Genomic DNA, 16902 nt, shown 5'->3' with positions numbered 1-16902 from the left:
AAATTATTTTGTTATATGGTTAATCAGACTTGCCATATAGCCTGCTCCAAAACCATTATCAATATTAACAACACTTACACCACTTGCGCATGAATTAAGCATTGAAAGAAGTGGGGTTATACCACCAAAGGCTGCCCCGTAACCTACACTTGTAGGTACGGCAATAACCGGACAATCTGCCAAACCGCCTATAACACTGGCAAGTGCCCCTTCCATGCCTGCAATGGCAATTATGACCTTTGCTTCCATTATTTTATCCACATTATCAAGCAAACGATGCAAACCTGCCACACCTACGTCATATAATCTTTCAACATGATTTCCTAAAAATTCTGCCGTAAGAGCCGCCTCTTCTGCCACAGGCATATCACTTGTGCCACCTGTTGCAACAACAATTTTGCCTAGGCCATCTTTTTCTACCAAATTTCCAACAATACCAACTTTTGATATTTCATCATAAAAATATGTAACTTCCAAAGCTTCTAAATACTTCTCTACATAATCTGACGCTTCCTTACTCATTCTAGTAATAAGAATATTACTTTGATTATTTTTTATGAAGCTTTCTGAAATTTTTGCTATTTGGTCAGGTGTCTTACCGGTGCCATAAATTACTTCCCCAACTCCCTGTCGAAGCTTTCTGTGAAAATCGGGTTTGGCAAAACCTAAGTCCTCAAAAGGCTCTTTCTTTAATTCTAATAATGCATCATCTACAGAAACCTTTTTTTCAGCAACTAACTGTAATAATTCCTTTGTATCCATACTAACTCTCTTTTTATTTTTCATTTAAAATTTCGTTCATGCTACCTGTTCTATAGCCCTGTAAATCAAGGGTTACATAGGAAAAGCCGATTTCTTTAAGCAATGTAGCTACTTCTTCCCTGTCATTTACAATAAAATCATTTATTTGTTCAGGAAGAATTTCAATACGGGCAAGATTTCCATGGACTCTTACTCTTGATTGTACATAACCTTTACTAATTATAACATCTTCAGCCTTATCAATCATCATAAGTTTTTCTTCTGTAATCTTTTCGCCGTATGCAAATCTTGATGCTAAGCACGCCTTACTTGGCTTATCCCAAGTCTTTAAACCTAAAATTTTAGACAATTCTCTAATTTCTGATTTATATAAATTTGCCTTTTGAAGTGGGCTTTCTACTTTAAGCTCCTCAATAGCTTTTAAGCCCGGTCGGTAATCGCCGTTATCACTCATATTTGAGCCTTCTGCCACATAGGCAATATTATTTTCTTTTGCAAGTTTCTTTATTTCAGAAAAAATTACTTTCTTACAAATATAACATCTGTCAGGTGGATTGTCGGCAAAGCCTTCAATATCCAAAGGATTATAACCGCATATTATGTGCTTAATGCCTTCACTCTTACAGAAATCTCTTGCGTCATTAGTTTCTTTTTCAGGAAAAGCCGCCGCATTTAATGTTATGGCTATTGCCTTATCTCCTAATACATCATGGGAAACTTTCAGAAGAAATGTAGAATCTACTCCACTTGAAAATGCTACTGCCACGCTTCCTAATGATTTTAAATATTCTTTTAAATTATTGTATTTAACCTCTAAATCCTTATCCATATTAATCAGTTCCTTCCAATAGACATATTTTTTATTAAACTATTTTATATTTAAAAATATATATAAAACTGTTGCAAATGCCTATATTATATACAATTTTATGCCTAAAAAGCATGAATTAGCTGTAACAATTTCCTATTACGTAAAAAGAAGAAAAGTCATTATTAACAACTTTTCTTCTTTTTATATTTTTATTTTAAAGTAGGAAGATTGGATATATACTGCTTAAATACATTCCAATTTCCTTTTTTTATTTCTGATACATTAATATTATTTTCATTTATAACATTACCTTCTAAAAGAAATACATCCATTCCTATTTGAGAAGCACACATGTCTTCTGTAACATCGTTTCCAACCATTAAACAATCTTCAGCATCCTTATCAAGAACCTTTAATATATGTTTATAATATTCAATGTTAGGTTTTGCAAAACATGAATTCTCATAAGTAGTTATTAATGAAAAATCATCCTGACATAATCCTGTCCATGACAAACGTTCTAAAATTGCCACTTCCGGAAATATAGGGTTTGTTGCAACAACTAATGTATAACCTTTTTCTTTTAAAATTTCTATACATTCATTTACTGTTTCAAGAGGGCTTGTAACATATCTTGCTATGGAAAAATCTTCTTTATAAAACTTCGTAATTTCTTTTTGAATCTTACGTTTTTCTTTGGAATCCATTTTCCCACCGCCACCTGTCATGAAGTTAGCAAAAGCTTTCCAAAAGCACTCTTCATTTGTAATAATACCGTCGTTTGCAACCATTGCTTTCACGCCAACCCAAAGCCCGGCAACAATTTTCTTTGAATCAAAATTGGATGATTCCAGTCTACTACTTAAAAGTTTTATGTACATGTCGGTAAATTCTTTCATGTCCATTGGAAGTAATGTTCCATCTAAATCAAATAATACTGTGTTCATTAATATCTAATCCTATTCGTCCCAGTTGTGGTAAACCTGCTGAACATCTTCATCTTCATCTAATCTGTCAATAATAATGTTCATTTTCTTAATAGCTTCTTCGTCTGTTAATGTAACATAATTCTGAGGAATCATTGTTACTTCAGCATTTGCCATCTTAATTCCTTCTTTTTCTAAAGCTTCGCGAACTTCACTGAAAGCATCAGGATTAGTTAAGATTTCATAACTATCTCCTTCATCTGAAAAATCTTCAGCTCCTACATCTAATGCCACCATCATAAGTTCATCAGGATCCATATCACATTCTTCCTTATCAATGATAATCTGTCCTTTCTCGTCAAACATATATGATACACAACCCTGTGTTCCTACATTACCGCCACCTTTTGTGAAACAGTTTCTAACATTTGCTGCTGTTCTGTTTTTATTATCTGTTAAGGCATCAACAATAATAGCTGTACCGTTTGGTCCATATCCTTCATATCTTGCTGTTTCATAATTAACAGCCGCTGCGTTACCTGCAGCTTTCTTAATACCTCTGTCAATTGTATCGTTTGGCATGTTGTTAGCTTTTGCCTTTGCAATAACATCACGTAACTTACTGTTATTGTCGGGATCAGCTCCGCCTTCCTTAACTGCTACAGCAATTTCCTTACCTATAATTGTAAAAAGTTTTCCCTTTGCTGCATCATTTTTTTCTTTCTTATGTTTAATATTCGCAAATTTTGAATGTCCTGACATAAAATTCCACTCCTTTGTATTTCTTATTTTACACGCACTCTAAAGTGTAACATTTTATATTTTAATAGTCAACTTGCACATCTATGTATCTAATTCCAGACTAATGCACAATGCCTTATTAATCGTCCCCATCATTTCTTCATCCAAATGACAGACTTTATCTTTTAATCTTTGTTTATCTATAGTCCTTAACTGTTCAAGTAAAATAACCGAATCCTTAATTATATCGCATTTATTTTTGTCTATTCTAATATGAGTTGGCAGTTTTGCCTTTGACATTTTAGATGTAATTGCTGCAACAATAACTGTTGGACTATGTCTGTTTCCTGTATCATTCTGTATAATCAAAACCGGTCTTATACCACCTTGTTCAGAGCCAATAACCGGTCTTAAGTCAGCATAAAAAATATCGCCTCTTTTTATAATCATTTCCACACTCCAAATCTATTATAATAACTATAGTATTCCACTTTTTGGAATGTGTATTCAATTTTATAAATTAAAATTCAAGATTATAATCATCTTCAAAATAATCTTTTGTGCCAACTATTTTTCCATCTTTTAAATAAACTCTTGGCACTCTTTTTCCTAAATCACAAATAAATTCGTAATTAAAAGTACCTGCTTCTTCGGCTAATTTATCAATTAATATTGTTTCGTCCCCATCAGTACCTACTAATGTAACTTTATCGCCAACTTTTACATCCATACCTGTAACATCAACCATAAACTGATCCATGCATACCCTTCCAATGATGTTAGCTTTCTTACCATTAATTAAAACATAGCCTTTGTTGCTTAAGTTTCTTGGATAGCCGTCACCATAACCTACAGGAATTGTTGCAACAGTCATCGGCTTATCAGACACAAAAGTATGACCGTAACTTACACCTCTGCCTGCCGGAATTTCTTTTACATATATTACATGTGAATATATACTCATTGCAGGTTCTAGTTTCATTGCCTCATGGTCCATTTCATCTGATGGATAAAGACCATACATTGAAATTCCTGCTCTTGAAAGGCTTAATGATGTTTCAGGCATTTCCATAATGGCTGCACTGTTAGCGCACTGGTGAACCGGTATTTTTACACCATTTGACTCTACTTTTTCCACAAAATCATTAAATTCCTTAAACTGATTGTAAGCTACACTTTTGTCAACATAATCAGCCTTTGCAAAATGAGTAAAAATCGACTCGATTTTTACATTTGGCAGTGCGTCAATGGCTACAATTTCCTTCACAGCTTCATCACTTGGTATATAGCCGATTCTGCTCATACCTGTATCTACTGCTATATCAATATTTACATGTTTATCTAAGCTAATTGCTATATCAGACAATTTCTTAGCATCTTCTATTGAGAAAACTGCAGGTATCATACCTTCCTTAACAACAGTTTCGTAAGTACATTCAGGTGTGTAACCAAGAATAAATATTGGTTTTGTTATTCCATGTCTTCGTAAATTATGTCCTTCGTAAGCTGTAGCAACTGCATAACCATAACAAATATCATCTAATGCTTTTGCAATTGGAACCGCTCCATGTCCATAACCGTCTGTTTTTATTACTGCAACAATTCCTGTTTCCTTTTTCATTTTACATTTCATTAATTCAACATTTCTGTGAATTTTGTCTAAATCAACTGTTGCATAAACTCTAAAATATTTTTTATCCATATCTACTGTTTCCACTTTTTCCACAACCTTTCATTGTCTTCTAATCTTAATTCTAAAAATCGCCGTTGTAAGCTTTTGTAATATTATTACAAATATCTCCTGCCATCATGGATTCCTTACTTGATTCCATGGCTGCCAAATCACCTGCTATTCCATGCAAAAACGTAGCCAGTGCCGGAACTTTTTCAAAATCTGTTTTTGTACCAAGCAAAGCTACCATAATACCTGTTAGAACATCTCCACTTCCTGCTGTGGCCATACCACTATTGCCTGTTAAATTAATATAAGTCCCTTTCTTATTAGCCATAACAGTTCTTGCATCTTTTAAAACAACTGTGGCGCCATATTTATAATTGACTTTTCTTGTATATTTAATTAAATCCTGTGCAATTTCTTTAGCCGGTACTGCAAGGAATCTGCTCATTTCTCCAAGATGAGGTGTTAAAATAACTTTATCATGAAGTTTTTCTTTTATTTCGTTATGTCTTGATATTGTATTAATACCATCAGCATCAATAACTGTAGGTATTTTTGATTCTAACACTTCATTAACAATTTCTGTTTGAACTTCACCGGTTCCCATTCCGGGACCTACTGCTATTACATCGCACCACTTAATTGCTGCCTGTAATGACTTAATATCAAATTTATCAATTGTATAAGTATTAATCATTGCTTCCGGTAAAAGCTTCCCTAAAATATTTCTGTTATTTTCGTGTGTAAATATGCGAACCATACCTGCACCTGTTTTAAAAGCAGCCAAAGCGGACAGTGCCGCGGCACCTGAAATTTCTTTGCTGCCTGCAATAATTAAAACCTTACCGTAATTACCCTTATAAGAATAATTAATTCTTCTTGGCAGATATTTTAAATCTTCTCTTGTAGCATATTTTATAAAATCACTGTTTTCCCATGATTCATATCCAATATCGCTTACAATGACTTTCCCACAATAATCTGCTCCCGGATACAATACCGTACCAACTTTATGAAAGCCGAAAGTCACAGTATAGTCCGCCTTAATCGCAACTCCAAGAACTTCTCCTGTACTTCCGTCAATGCCTGATGGAATGTCCACTGCATAAACCTTTGCCCTTTGATTATTTATATATTCAATGGCATCCTTATACTTACCTTCTACTTTTCTGGATAAACCAACGCCAAAAATTGCATCAACAAAAATATCGCAATCAGCAAAATCTTCAACAATACTTATGCCAAGATTTTCATTTATTCTAAGCTGTGTTTTAAAATCCTCTGTTGCCTTATTAATGTCACCAATAACGCATGTACATGTATTGTAGCCTTTCAAATGAAGCATTCTACATATAGCAAGACCATCTGCTCCGTTATTTCCTACACCGGCTATAACCTGAACAGTTTTTGTTACCGGCTCATTTTCCATAATTAAAGAAGTAACACTTAAAGCCGCTCTTTCCATTAAAACAATTCCCGGAATCCCGATTCTTTCAATTGTTTCAGTATCAACTTTTTTCATTTCACTGCTTGTAAGAATATTTTTCATAGGCCACTCCTATCTATAAACTCTCCTGTTTATTCTTTTCTGATATTCTATATGTAAGCTTCATTAAACTTTCAGACAAATGAACATTTTCAACTAAAATGTCCCCGCCAAAGCCTAAATCTGTATGAGCAAAGTTCCAAAAAGCCTTTACTCCACATTCTACTAATTTTTCAGCAACTTCCTTAGCCGGTCCTTTTGGTAATGTTAACGCAACAATTTCAACATTATTTTCCTTAACATAATCATAAAGTGTAGAAATATCTAAAATTTCCGCATTCTGTGTTTTCTTACCAATTAAATCAGGATTTTTGTCAAACAATGCTGTTATTTCAAAGCCTCTGTTTCTGAAGTTGCCATAATTAGCAATAGCCTGACCTAAATTTCCTGCTCCTACAATAACCATTTTGTGGGGTACATTAAGACCAAGTAACTTTCCTATTTCGTCATAAAGATATTGTACATTATACCCATATCCCTGCTGACCGAAACCACCAAAATTATTTAAGTCCTGTCTAATCTGAGATGCTGTAACATTCATCATCTGACTTAGCTCTTTTGACGAGATTCTTTCGATGTTTTGAGCTTTTAACTCATCTAAATATCTATAATAACGTGGTAGTCTTGAAACTACCGCTTTTGAGATTTTATTCATCACATTCTCCTACCTTATATATATATGGTTAATTATAAGGATATAGCAAAAGATTGTCAAATATTTGTCATTCTATATTTTGTTTTAAATTTCAGCATTTTATGATAAACTAGTTAATTAGTGAAATTCAATTAAACAGGAGGATTCTCATGATATTATCATGTAATCATATAAGCAAATCATACGGTGTTGAAACAATTTTAAATGACTGCTCTTTTTTCATAAATGATAATGAAAAAGCAGCCATTGTTGGAAATAACGGTGCCGGCAAATCTACCATTATGAAGATTATAATGGGGGAACTTTCACCTGATGAGGGAAACGTAATTATTGGCAAGGATAAAACTATCGGTTACCTTGCCCAGTATCAGGATTTAGGTTCAGACACTACTATTTACGAAGAAGTAAAATCTGTTAAACAGAACTTAATTGACATGGAACAAAAACTTTTGGAATACGAGAAAGAAATGGCAAAGGTTTCAGGTGATGAACTTTCTAAATTAATAGAAACTTACACTAACCTGGAACATCGTTTTCAGTTATTAAATGGCTATTCATACAAAAGTGAAATTGAGGGTGTAATAAAAGGTCTTGGATTTACGGAAGATGATTTTAATAAGTCTGTTGGTAATCTTTCAGGTGGTCAGAAAACTCGTGTTGCCCTTTGCAAACTTTTGTTAGAAAAACCTGATATTATTATGTTGGACGAGCCTACTAACCACCTTGATTTAAATTCAATTAAATGGTTGGAAACATATTTGCTTAACTATAACGGGGCTGTTTTAATAATCGCCCATGACCGCTACTTTTTAGACAAGATAGTTTCTAAAGTTATAGAAATTGAAAACCATAAAGCACATGTATACAGTGGTAACTATTCTGACTTTGCTGTAAAAAAACAGGAATTAAGAGTTGCTACAATGAATGCCTATTTAAAACAGCAAAGTGAAATCAAACATCAGGAAGAAGTTATTGCCAAACTTCGCTCTTACAAACAGGAAAAATTTTATAAGCGTGCAGAAAGCCGTGAAAAGCAATTAGAAAAAATAGATCTAATTGAAAAGCCTGAAGAGTTAAAAAATAACATGACCATTAAATTGGAGCCTGACATTGTCAGTGGAAACGATGTTTTGTCTGTTGAGAACCTTGAAAAATCTTATAATACTCTTCTTTTTAAGAATATAAGTTTTGAAATAAAACGTGGTGAACATGTAGCAATTATTGGTGATAACGGCACAGGAAAAACCACTATATTAAAAATAATAAACGGCTTAGTTGATGCAGACTCAGGTATGATTAAGTTGGGCACAAATGTACATATTGGATATTATGACCAGGAACAACACAATCTTACAGATGAAAATACTTTATTTGAAGAAATAGCAAATTCATATCCAAATATGACTAATACAAAAATCCGAAACACTCTGGCTGCTTTTATGTTTACAGGGGAAGATGTTTTCAAGCGTGTATCAGATTTAAGTGGTGGTGAAAAAGGACGCCTTTCCCTTGCCAAATTAATGTTATCGGAAGCTAATCTTATTATTTTGGACGAACCCACAAACCATTTGGATATGGCTTCAAAAGAAATTTTGGAAAATGCAATAAATAATTATACAGGAACAGTTTTGTATGTATCGCACGACAGATATTTTATAAACCAGACTGCCAGTCGTATACTTGAATTAACAAACACAAAACTTATTAATTACCTTGGTAACTATGATTATTATGAGGAGAAAAAGGAAGAACTTACTGCTACTTTTGCTCCTAAGGAAGAAAAAGCAAATGCTGAGAAAACTACTTCCAGCAACAAACAGGATTATTTAGAAAGGAAGGCGGAAGCCGCAAGGATTAGAAAATTGAAAAATGATATCTCAAAAGTAGAAGAAAAAATCAAAAAATACGAAGACCGCTTAAATGAACTTGATGAAATGGTTGCTGATCCAAGTGTTTCAACCAATTCAGCCAAGTTAAATGAAATCGGCAAAGAGCAAAATGAAATCAGTGATAAACTAGATAAGCTTATGGAGGAATGGGAAATTCTTTCTGATCAGTTATAAGAATCACTAAAGATTTTTCTATTACAAAAACGGGACAAGATTTTCTACTGTTAAGTAGTAATTTGTCCCCTTTCTGTTTTATGTTTGTTTTTTATTTTTTTACTTTTCTTTGCTATAAATCTTAGCAAAATTTAATCTTAATGCATTTGATACAACGCAGAAGCTACTTAAACTCATTGCCGCTGCCCCAAACATGGGATTTAATGTAATTCCAAATGGTATAAACAAACCTATGGCTAAAGGTATGCCTATAACATTGTATATAAATGCCCAGAATAAGTTTTCGTGAATGTTTCTAAGTGCTGCTTTACTTAGCTTTATGGCAGCCGGTACATCCATTAAACTGCTTTTCATTAATACAATATCAGCTGCATCTATTGCTACATCTGTTCCTGCTCCTATGGCAATTCCAATGTCAGCTCTGGTTAGTGCAGGTGCATCATTAATGCCATCACCTACCATAGCAACCTTTCCACCTGATTTAAGCTGTTTGATAACTTCTTCCTTACCATCCGGTAAAACGCCTGCAATTACATCATCAGTTCCAACCTGCTTACTAATTGCATTGGCTGTTCTTTCATTATCACCTGTTACCATTACAACTTTTATGTCCATGTTTTGTAATTCTTTAATTGCCTGAGCGCTATCTTCTTTTATAATATCAGCAACTGCAATAATACCCATTAATTTATTATTCTTTGCAAACAATAATGGTGTTTTACCCTGACTTGCATACTCTTGGGATATTTCTTTGGCTTTTTCATTTAAACCAATAGTTTCATCCATATATTTAATACTACCGCCTAATAACTTTTCACCATTTAATGTGCCTGTTAAGCCATTACCCGTTAAAGCCAGAAAATCAGTTATTTCTTCTGAAATTATACCGTCACCTTCTGCTCTTTCCACAACAGCTTTTGCCAAAGGATGCTCACTGTTTATTTCAAGACTGTATGCCATTTGAAGTAATTCATTATCAGTAATCCCTTCCATTGGATAAATGTCTGTAACCTTTGGAGTTCCTGCAGTAATTGTGCCGGTTTTATCTAATGCTATAACATTGATTTTTCCTGTTTCTTCTAATGCTACTGCGTTTTTAAATAAAATCCCGTTTTTTGCACCCTTACCGTTTCCAACCATAATGGCAACAGGTGTGGCAAGTCCCAATGCACATGGGCAGCTTATAACTAAAACTGAAATTCCTCTAGCCAGAGCGAAACCTATTTCTTTTCCAAGTATTAGCCAGCCAATCATTGTAACAATTGCAATTAAAATAACTGCCGGTACGAATATACCTGAAATTTTATCAGCTACTTTTGCAATTGGTGCCTTTGTTGCCGCAGCATCGCTTACCATTTGAATAATTTGAGATAAAGTTGTATCTTCACCAACCTTGGTTGCTTTGCATTTTAACAAACCTGACTGATTTATTGTTGCCCCATAAACCATACTGTTTTCTTCTTTGTCAACAGGAATACTTTCTCCTGTTAAGGCAGATTCATTTACTGCACTATGACCTTCTATTACAACTCCATCAACGGGTATGTTTTCTCCCGGTCTTACAACAAATACATCGTCCTTTAAAACTTCTGATGCATTAACATTTATTTCCTTACCGTCACGTATAACATTTGCTGTTTTAGGAACAAGTTTCATTAAGCTTTTTAATGCATCCGTAGTCTTACCTTTAGAGTGAGATTCAAGCATTTTTCCAACTGTAATTAATGTTAAAATCATTGCTGCCGATTCGAAATACAATTCCATCATATATTTTATAACCAACGCCTCATCGCCTTTAACCTGTGCAGATGTCATTAAAAATAATGATACTGTACTATAACCAAAAGCTGCCGATGAACCTAACGCCACAAGGGTGTCCATATTAGGTGCTAACTGAAACAGGCTTTTGTAACCTGAAATAAAAAACTGTTGATTAATAACCATAATAATTATTGTAAGTAACATCTGAGTTAAGCCCATTGCAACATGGTTGTTGTCATAGAACGAAGGCAGTGGCCAATTCCACATCATGTGACCCATTGAAAAATACATTAAAATAATTAAAAAGAATAAAGACCATATTAATCTTTTCTTTAAAACAGGTGTATCCTTGTCTTCAAGAGAATCATCGATTTCTTCTACAGCTTTTTCACTTTTGTCTTTCTTTTTAACTGATGCTCCATATCCTGCCTTTTTTATAGCTTTAATTATTTCCTTGTCACTAACATCACCTTCAACCCCTAAGGAGTTTGTTAGCAGACTAACAGAACAGGACGTCACTCCCTCTACTTTTGATACAGCCTTTTCTACCCTGGCACTGCAGGCTGCGCAGTGCATTCCTGTAACATTATATTGTTTCATTATATTTACCTGATATACCTGTCCTATTTTGAGCAGAACATACCTTTTCCTTTCATTTTTCACCTTTATATTATACCCCCTAGGGGTATTTGTCAAGTTTATATTTGACACTCTCATTTTCCTTTTATATACTATTTATAATTATGTAAAATTTTATACGTTTTTAGTATAACTTTGTAAAGGTAGGTATTGTATATGTCAGATAATTGTTGTAGCTGTCACACTAAACACAGAAGTGATGATGAACGAAAAAAATTAATTAACAGATTAAGTCGTATTGAGGGACAAATCAGAGGCATAAAAGGTATGGTTGAAAATGACACTTATTGTGTTGACATTCTTGTACAGTCCTCTGCTGTATCTGCAGCTTTAACGGCTTTCAATAAAGAACTTTTAAATAATCATATTAGAACATGTATTGTTGACGACATTAGAAATGGTGAAGATGAAAAGGTGGAAGAGCTACTTGCCCTTCTCCAGAAAATCATTAAATAATTTAACTACATTTTATGTCACTTGGCATTCTAAAATTATTTTAAATAATGGCAATTTAATAAGAAATTCTAAAAAAGTTTCATTTAAAGGAAAAATAAGGCAGTGAGCGTTGCTGTCTTATTTTTTGTGTAGTTTTTGTATGGAATTTTTTAAATTTTGCAAAATTCATTTCGTATTTTCATTTATATTTCAAAGGACTTTCTAGGGGATTTCTTCTATTTACTACTTTATCAAAGGAATAATTCATAATGCCTCCAAATATTTTTTTGCTTACATTAAGCTAGTCTTTTTATCCAGAAATAACAAATACTTTAATTCATAAGCTAAATATGCCTCTAAAGCATGATAATTTTATCTTTTAATCCTGTTAAATTAATGTCTTTTATTGTATTTTAAGTGATTTTATCTTATACTATATATATTGATTTTAACGGATAAGGAGACAGTATTATGGATAACAAAAAAGTAGTTGTTGCCCTTGGAAGAAACGCATTTAGCGAGTCATTTCCAAAGCAGCAGGAAAGAGTTAAAGCCGCTGCAAAAGCTATTGCAGATTTAGTTGAAGAAAAATATGAAGTGATCATCACTCATAGTAACGGACCACAGGTAGGAATGATTCAGACAGCCATGACTGAATATTCAAGACTTGACGAAAACAGAACTGTTGCACCAATGTCAATTTGTGGTGCTATGAGTCAGGGATATATTGGTTTTGATTTGCAAAATGCCATTCGCACAGAATTATTATCACGTGGCATTTACAAACCTGTAAGTACAATTATTACACAGGTTAGAGTTGATCCTTTTGACAAGGCATTTAACGCACCTTCAAAAGTTATTGGTCGTTTAATGACAAAGGAAGAAGCTGATAACGAAAAGAAAAAAGGAAACTACGTTGAATATGAAGAAGGCGAAGACGGCTACAGAAGAATTATTGCAAGTCCAAAGCCAATTGATATTTACGAAATTGATGCCATTAAGGCTTTAGTTGATGCTCACCAGTTAGTTATAGCAGCAGGTGGCGGCGGTATCCCTGTTTTACAGCAGCGTACAGGTTTAAAGGGTGCCAGCGGTATCATTGAAAAAGATTACACAGCAGCAAAACTTGCAGACATGTTAGACGCTTCTACTCTTATGATTCTTACATCAAGCGACTATCTTACAATTGAAAAAGACGGTCACACAGAAAAATTAAAAGAACTTACTGCTTCTGATGCAGAGAAATTAATTGAAGAAGGCTATTTTGATCCTGTAACTTCACTTCCTAAGATTGATGCGTCATTATCATTTGTTCAGGCCGGTAAAGGACGTGAAGCAATTATCACAAATCTTTCAAAAGCTAAAGAAGGAATTCGTGGAAAAATTGGTACAATAATCAAATAAATTCATAGAACAAAAAATACTCTCATTACTATTTTGTAACGAGAGTATTTTTTGTTCTATAGAAGCTTAAAAGTGGTCATTCACAAATTAAAAAGAAAGTGCTCTAACGCGGTTGGTTCATTAAGGCAGCGTAGCTGGCTTGATAGAACCACTACCAGCGTTTGGCAGCGGGAGCGTGCTTTCGTTAATTTGTGAATGACCACTTTTATTTACTAGAAGGCCCTAAAAAACACTTTATTATTTTATACTTCTGTCATGTTGTACAAATCGTAATATATGCCTTTTTTATTTATTAGTTCATTATGAGTTCCCTGCTCTTCTATACCATTTTCGGTTAGAACAAGGATTTTTTCAGCATTTCTAATAGTTGATAGTCTATGGGCAATTACAAGAGTTGTTCTGTTCTTTGCAAGTTTCTCCATTGACTCCTGAACTACTTTTTCACTTTCGTTATCAAGGGCTGATGTTGCCTCATCAAAAATTAGAATTGGTGGATTTTTAAGAAATACTCTTGCTATTGATAATCTCTGTTTTTGACCACCTGAAAGTTTAATACCTCGTTGTCCAATGTCTGTGTCGAAACCATTTGGCAGTGACATTATAAAGTCGTAAGCATTTGCCTCTTTTGCAGCAGCAATTACTTCTTCTTTTGTTGCCGTAGGCTTCCCATATTTAATATTTTCATAAATTGTACCGGCAAAAAGGTAAACATCCTGTTGTACCATACCAATATTGTTTCTAAGAGATTTTAATTTCACATTTCTTATATCTTCATCATCAATAGATATACTTCCTTTTGTTACATCATAAAATCTCGGTATAAGATTACACAGTGTTGTTTTGCCTGCACCTGACGAACCTACTAAGGCAATATAGGAGCCTGCCGGAATTTCAAGATTAATGTGCTTTAAAACTCTATGATCATTATCATTATATCTAAAAGATACATCATCAAATTTAATATTCCCTACAACATTTGTCAGTTCCTTAGCCCCCTCTTTATCTTTAATTTCAGGTTCCATATCCAGAATCTGTCTGAATCTTTCATAGCCGGAATATCCATTTTGGAACTGCTCTGTAAAATCAATCAATGTTTTAACAGGATCAGTAAAAATATTTATATAAAGAAGGAATGTTACAAAATCAGTTACATTAACCATATTTTTTGTAAACATAATGCCACCTGCAACTATAACCACCAAGTTAATCATGGTATTAAAACCTATTAGACCGGCATTATAACCACCCATGTATTTATAGTTGTTTTTCTTTGCCTCTAAGAAAGCCTTGTTACCAATTTTGAATTTTTCATTTTCAAGCTGTTCGTTGGCAAAAGATTTTACTACTCTGATACCTGACAAATTATCTTCTATCTGCTCGTTAATGGCTGCTATTTTCTTTCTGTTGATTCTAAATGTCTGCTTCATTTTCTTATTAAAGAAATATGCATAGACAATCATAAATGGAACTAAAGCAAATGCAGCTAATGCAAGTTTTTTATCGATACTTAATAAAATACATAAAGCACCAATAATTTTTATTACTGAAATAGTTACGTTTTCAGGTCCATGATGTAGTAATTCTGTTATGTCAAATAAGTCAGATGTGATTCTGGACATTAACTGACCTACTTTTTGGTCATCAAAGAATGAAAAAGGCATTTTCTGAAAATGTGCAAAAATTTCTGCTCTCATGTCATATTCTATTTTTGCCCCCATTACATGCCCATAATTTGATATAAAATAATTACAGTAAATTTGAATTATTATTAATACAAAAACAGCTATTGCAATGTACATAATTTGTTTAAATGCCTGTTGTGGGTTCATATGCACAACTGTTGAAGTAATATATCTAACTACCAAAGGTATTATCAGAGCTACTATAGATGCTATAATTGCAAAAAGAGTATCTGCAAAAAACACTCTTTTGTACGGTTTATAGTAGCTAATCATTTTCTTAAGATTTTCTTTCATAATATTGTCCTCTAAAATATTTCTATATTGTAAAACGCAATTAAACTCCTTTGTCATATAAAATTAATTTATACGGCAAAGGAGTTCTTTTACTTTATTTATTATGTACAATTAGTCCATTAATGATTCTAATGTTTTTCTAATTGCTAAAATAAATTCTTCTGTATTTAATTTCTTCTTGTTTTCTAATGTTGAAATTAAATATAAGTCACCTGTCATTTCACCATTTTCGATTGTGTCGATACAAGCTTTTTCGAGTTTGTCTGCAAATGCCATAAGTTCAGGAAGATTATCAATTTCGCCCCTCTTTCTAAGAGCACCTGACCATGCGAAAATTGTTGCAATAGGGTTTGTTGATGTTTCTTCTCCCTTTAAGTATTTGTAGTAATGTCTCTGAACTGTACCATGAGCAGCTTCATATTCGTAGTATCCCTTTGGTGAAGCAAGTACAGATGTCATCATTGAAAGTGAACCAAATGCTGTAGCAACCATGTCTGACATAACGTCACCATCATAGTTCTTACAAGCCCAAATATATCCACCTTCTGATCTCATAACACGTGCTACTGCATCATCGATAAGTGTATAGAAATATTCGATTCCTGCAGCATCAAATTTTTCTTTATATTCAGCTTCAAAAATATCATTAAAGATATCCTTGAATGTATGGTCATACTTCTTTGAAATAGTATCTTTTGTAGCAAACCATAAATCCTGTTTTGTATCAAGGGCAAAATTAAAACAACTTCTTGCAAAGCTTTCAATTGATTCATTAATATTGTGCATACCCTGAATAATACCAGGTGTTTCAAAGTTATGAATTAATTCTCTTGTTTCTTCTCCTGCTTCATTTGTGTATACAAGTTCTGCTTTTCCGGCAGCAGGGATTTTCATTTCAACACCCTTATAAACATCACCGTATGCATGACGTGCAATAGTAATTGGCTTTGTCCAATTCTTTACATAAGGTTCAATACCTTTTACAATAATTGGTGCTCTGAAAACTGTACCATCTAAAATAGCTCTGATAGTTCCGTTAGGACTCTTCCACATTTCCTTTAAATTGTATTCAGGCATTCTTGCTGCGTTTGGTGTAATAGTTGCACATTTAACAGCTACTCCGTATTTCTTTGTAGCTTCTGCTGAATCAAAAGTAACCTGATCATTAGTTTCATTTCTGTACTTTAAACCTAAATCATAATACTCTGTCTTTAAAGCTACGAATGGTAACAATAACTCATCTTTAATCATTTTCCAAAGAATTCTTGTCATTTCGTCTCCATCCATTTCTACTAATGGAGTAGTCATTTTAATTTTTTCCATCATAAGTCCTCCTAAATCTACTGTAGTATCCTTGTAGATTATATCTAAATTCAACAGGAATGTAAAGTCAAAGAGACTTCACAGTAATCCTTTAAACAAAACATTATTTGTCGCAAAGAATCTTATTTTATTTTTACCCTCTTAACATTACTCAATTTTTTTGAAAGAACTTTTCTACTTCC

14 protein-coding genes are annotated in these 16902 nt (G+C 33.4%); 3 read left to right on the top strand and 11 right to left on the bottom strand.

The features are described from left to right. Positions 1–3: 3 nt before the first annotated feature. The 8 genes from larB to ACZM4J_RS06670 form a co-directional block, all read right to left on the bottom strand. Positions 4–786 carry a nickel pincer cofactor biosynthesis protein LarB gene (gene larB / locus ACZM4J_RS06705; RefSeq protein WP_489485887.1) on the bottom strand — a complete coding sequence of 261 codons (783 nt, stop codon included), beginning with the start codon at positions 784–786 and terminating at the stop codon, positions 4–6. Beyond that, entirely contained in the window at positions 776–1591 is an 816-nt protein-coding gene (gene larE, locus ACZM4J_RS06700) for an ATP-dependent sacrificial sulfur transferase LarE (RefSeq protein WP_489485886.1), read from the bottom strand. Before larE ends, larB begins: the two co-directional genes overlap by 11 nt. A gap of 191 nt (positions 1592–1782) precedes the next feature. Then, entirely contained in the window at positions 1783–2520 is a 738-nt protein-coding gene (locus ACZM4J_RS06695; RefSeq protein WP_117999488.1) for an HAD family hydrolase, read from the bottom strand. A 12-nt stretch (positions 2521–2532) separates the two neighbouring features. Then, positions 2533–3261, bottom strand: a complete 729-nt coding sequence (locus ACZM4J_RS06690; protein ID WP_428244706.1) for a YebC/PmpR family DNA-binding transcriptional regulator — start codon at positions 3259–3261, stop codon at positions 2533–2535. Between the two features lie 81 nt (positions 3262–3342). Next, entirely contained in the window at positions 3343–3690 is a 348-nt protein-coding gene (locus ACZM4J_RS06685; protein ID WP_117999487.1) for a type II toxin-antitoxin system PemK/MazF family toxin, read from the bottom strand. Positions 3691–3760: 70 nt separating this feature from the next. Then, positions 3761–4942: an alanine racemase gene (gene alr / locus ACZM4J_RS06680; RefSeq protein ID WP_022166012.1), complete on the bottom strand. Its 1182-nt coding sequence runs from the start codon at positions 4940–4942 to the stop codon at positions 3761–3763. Between the two features lie 52 nt (positions 4943–4994). After that, on the bottom strand, positions 4995–6467 hold the full coding sequence (locus tag ACZM4J_RS06675) for an NAD(P)H-hydrate dehydratase (RefSeq protein ID WP_489485884.1): 1473 nt from the start codon (positions 6465–6467) through the stop codon (positions 4995–4997). A gap of 13 nt (positions 6468–6480) precedes the next feature. Next, positions 6481–7119: a redox-sensing transcriptional repressor Rex gene (locus tag ACZM4J_RS06670; RefSeq protein ID WP_117999485.1), complete on the bottom strand. Its 639-nt coding sequence runs from the start codon at positions 7117–7119 to the stop codon at positions 6481–6483. 149 nt (positions 7120–7268) lie between these two features. On the opposite strand from ACZM4J_RS06670, the gene ACZM4J_RS06665 reads away from it, so the two are divergent. Continuing rightward, a complete protein-coding gene (locus ACZM4J_RS06665) occupies positions 7269–9182 on the top strand; it encodes an ABC transporter ATP-binding protein (protein WP_428244708.1) in 1914 nt (637 codons plus the stop codon). A 99-nt stretch (positions 9183–9281) separates the two neighbouring features. On the opposite strand, the gene ACZM4J_RS06660 is transcribed toward ACZM4J_RS06665, so the two are convergent. Then, positions 9282–11543, bottom strand: a complete 2262-nt coding sequence (locus ACZM4J_RS06660; RefSeq protein ID WP_489485883.1) for a heavy metal translocating P-type ATPase — start codon at positions 11541–11543, stop codon at positions 9282–9284. Positions 11544–11738: 195 nt separating this feature from the next. Between ACZM4J_RS06660 and ACZM4J_RS06655 the strand changes: the two genes are divergently transcribed. Together ACZM4J_RS06655 and arcC are read left to right on the top strand one after the other, a co-directional pair. Beyond that, complete coding sequence (locus ACZM4J_RS06655) at positions 11739–12038, top strand: metal-sensing transcriptional repressor (protein ID WP_022166017.1); 300 nt, start codon at positions 11739–11741, stop codon at positions 12036–12038. Between the two features lie 450 nt (positions 12039–12488). Continuing rightward, positions 12489–13421, top strand: coding sequence for a carbamate kinase (gene arcC, locus ACZM4J_RS06650; protein WP_489485882.1), 933 nt, complete (start codon positions 12489–12491; stop codon positions 13419–13421). A 242-nt stretch (positions 13422–13663) separates the two neighbouring features. Here arcC and ACZM4J_RS06645 read toward each other — a convergent pair whose 3' ends face one another. Next, complete coding sequence (locus tag ACZM4J_RS06645) at positions 13664–15397, bottom strand: ABC transporter ATP-binding protein (RefSeq protein WP_428244710.1); 1734 nt, start codon at positions 15395–15397, stop codon at positions 13664–13666. Between the two features lie 111 nt (positions 15398–15508). Continuing rightward, positions 15509–16720 carry an NADP-dependent isocitrate dehydrogenase gene (locus ACZM4J_RS06640; protein WP_489485904.1) on the bottom strand — a complete coding sequence of 404 codons (1212 nt, stop codon included), beginning with the start codon at positions 16718–16720 and terminating at the stop codon, positions 15509–15511. Positions 16721–16902 lie beyond the last annotated feature (182 nt).

The organism is Eubacterium sp. (assembly GCF_057858645.1).
The sequence above is the reverse complement of the archived record's forward strand: the minus strand, read 5'-3'. Positions and strand labels throughout refer to the sequence as shown.

Bases quoted from the DNA above. Each gene is read 5' to 3' on its own strand.
- larB (WP_489485887.1), bottom strand. From the start codon at position 786: ATGAAAAATAAAAAGAGAGTTAGTATGGATACAAAGGAATTATTACAG.
- larE (WP_489485886.1), bottom strand. From the start codon at position 1,591: ATGGATAAGGATTTAGAGGTTAAATACAATAATTTAAAAGAATATTTA.
- ACZM4J_RS06695 (WP_117999488.1), bottom strand. From the start codon at position 2,520: ATGAACACAGTATTATTTGATTTAGATGGAACATTACTTCCAATGGAC.
- ACZM4J_RS06690 (WP_428244706.1), bottom strand. From the start codon at position 3,261: ATGTCAGGACATTCAAAATTTGCGAATATTAAACATAAGAAAGAAAAA.
- ACZM4J_RS06685 (WP_117999487.1), bottom strand. From the start codon at position 3,690: ATGATTATAAAAAGAGGCGATATTTTTTATGCTGACTTAAGACCGGTT.
- alr (WP_022166012.1), bottom strand. From the start codon at position 4,942: ATGGATAAAAAATATTTTAGAGTTTATGCAACAGTTGATTTAGACAAA.
- ACZM4J_RS06675 (WP_489485884.1), bottom strand. From the start codon at position 6,467: ATGAAAAATATTCTTACAAGCAGTGAAATGAAAAAAGTTGATACTGAA.
- ACZM4J_RS06670 (WP_117999485.1), bottom strand. From the start codon at position 7,119: ATGAATAAAATCTCAAAAGCGGTAGTTTCAAGACTACCACGTTATTAT.
- ACZM4J_RS06665 (WP_428244708.1), top strand. From the start codon at position 7,269: ATGATATTATCATGTAATCATATAAGCAAATCATACGGTGTTGAAACA.
- ACZM4J_RS06660 (WP_489485883.1), bottom strand. From the start codon at position 11,543: ATGAAACAATATAATGTTACAGGAATGCACTGCGCAGCCTGCAGTGCC.
- ACZM4J_RS06655 (WP_022166017.1), top strand. From the start codon at position 11,739: ATGTCAGATAATTGTTGTAGCTGTCACACTAAACACAGAAGTGATGAT.
- arcC (WP_489485882.1), top strand. From the start codon at position 12,489: ATGGATAACAAAAAAGTAGTTGTTGCCCTTGGAAGAAACGCATTTAGC.
- ACZM4J_RS06645 (WP_428244710.1), bottom strand. From the start codon at position 15,397: ATGAAAGAAAATCTTAAGAAAATGATTAGCTACTATAAACCGTACAAA.
- ACZM4J_RS06640 (WP_489485904.1), bottom strand. From the start codon at position 16,720: ATGGAAAAAATTAAAATGACTACTCCATTAGTAGAAATGGATGGAGAC.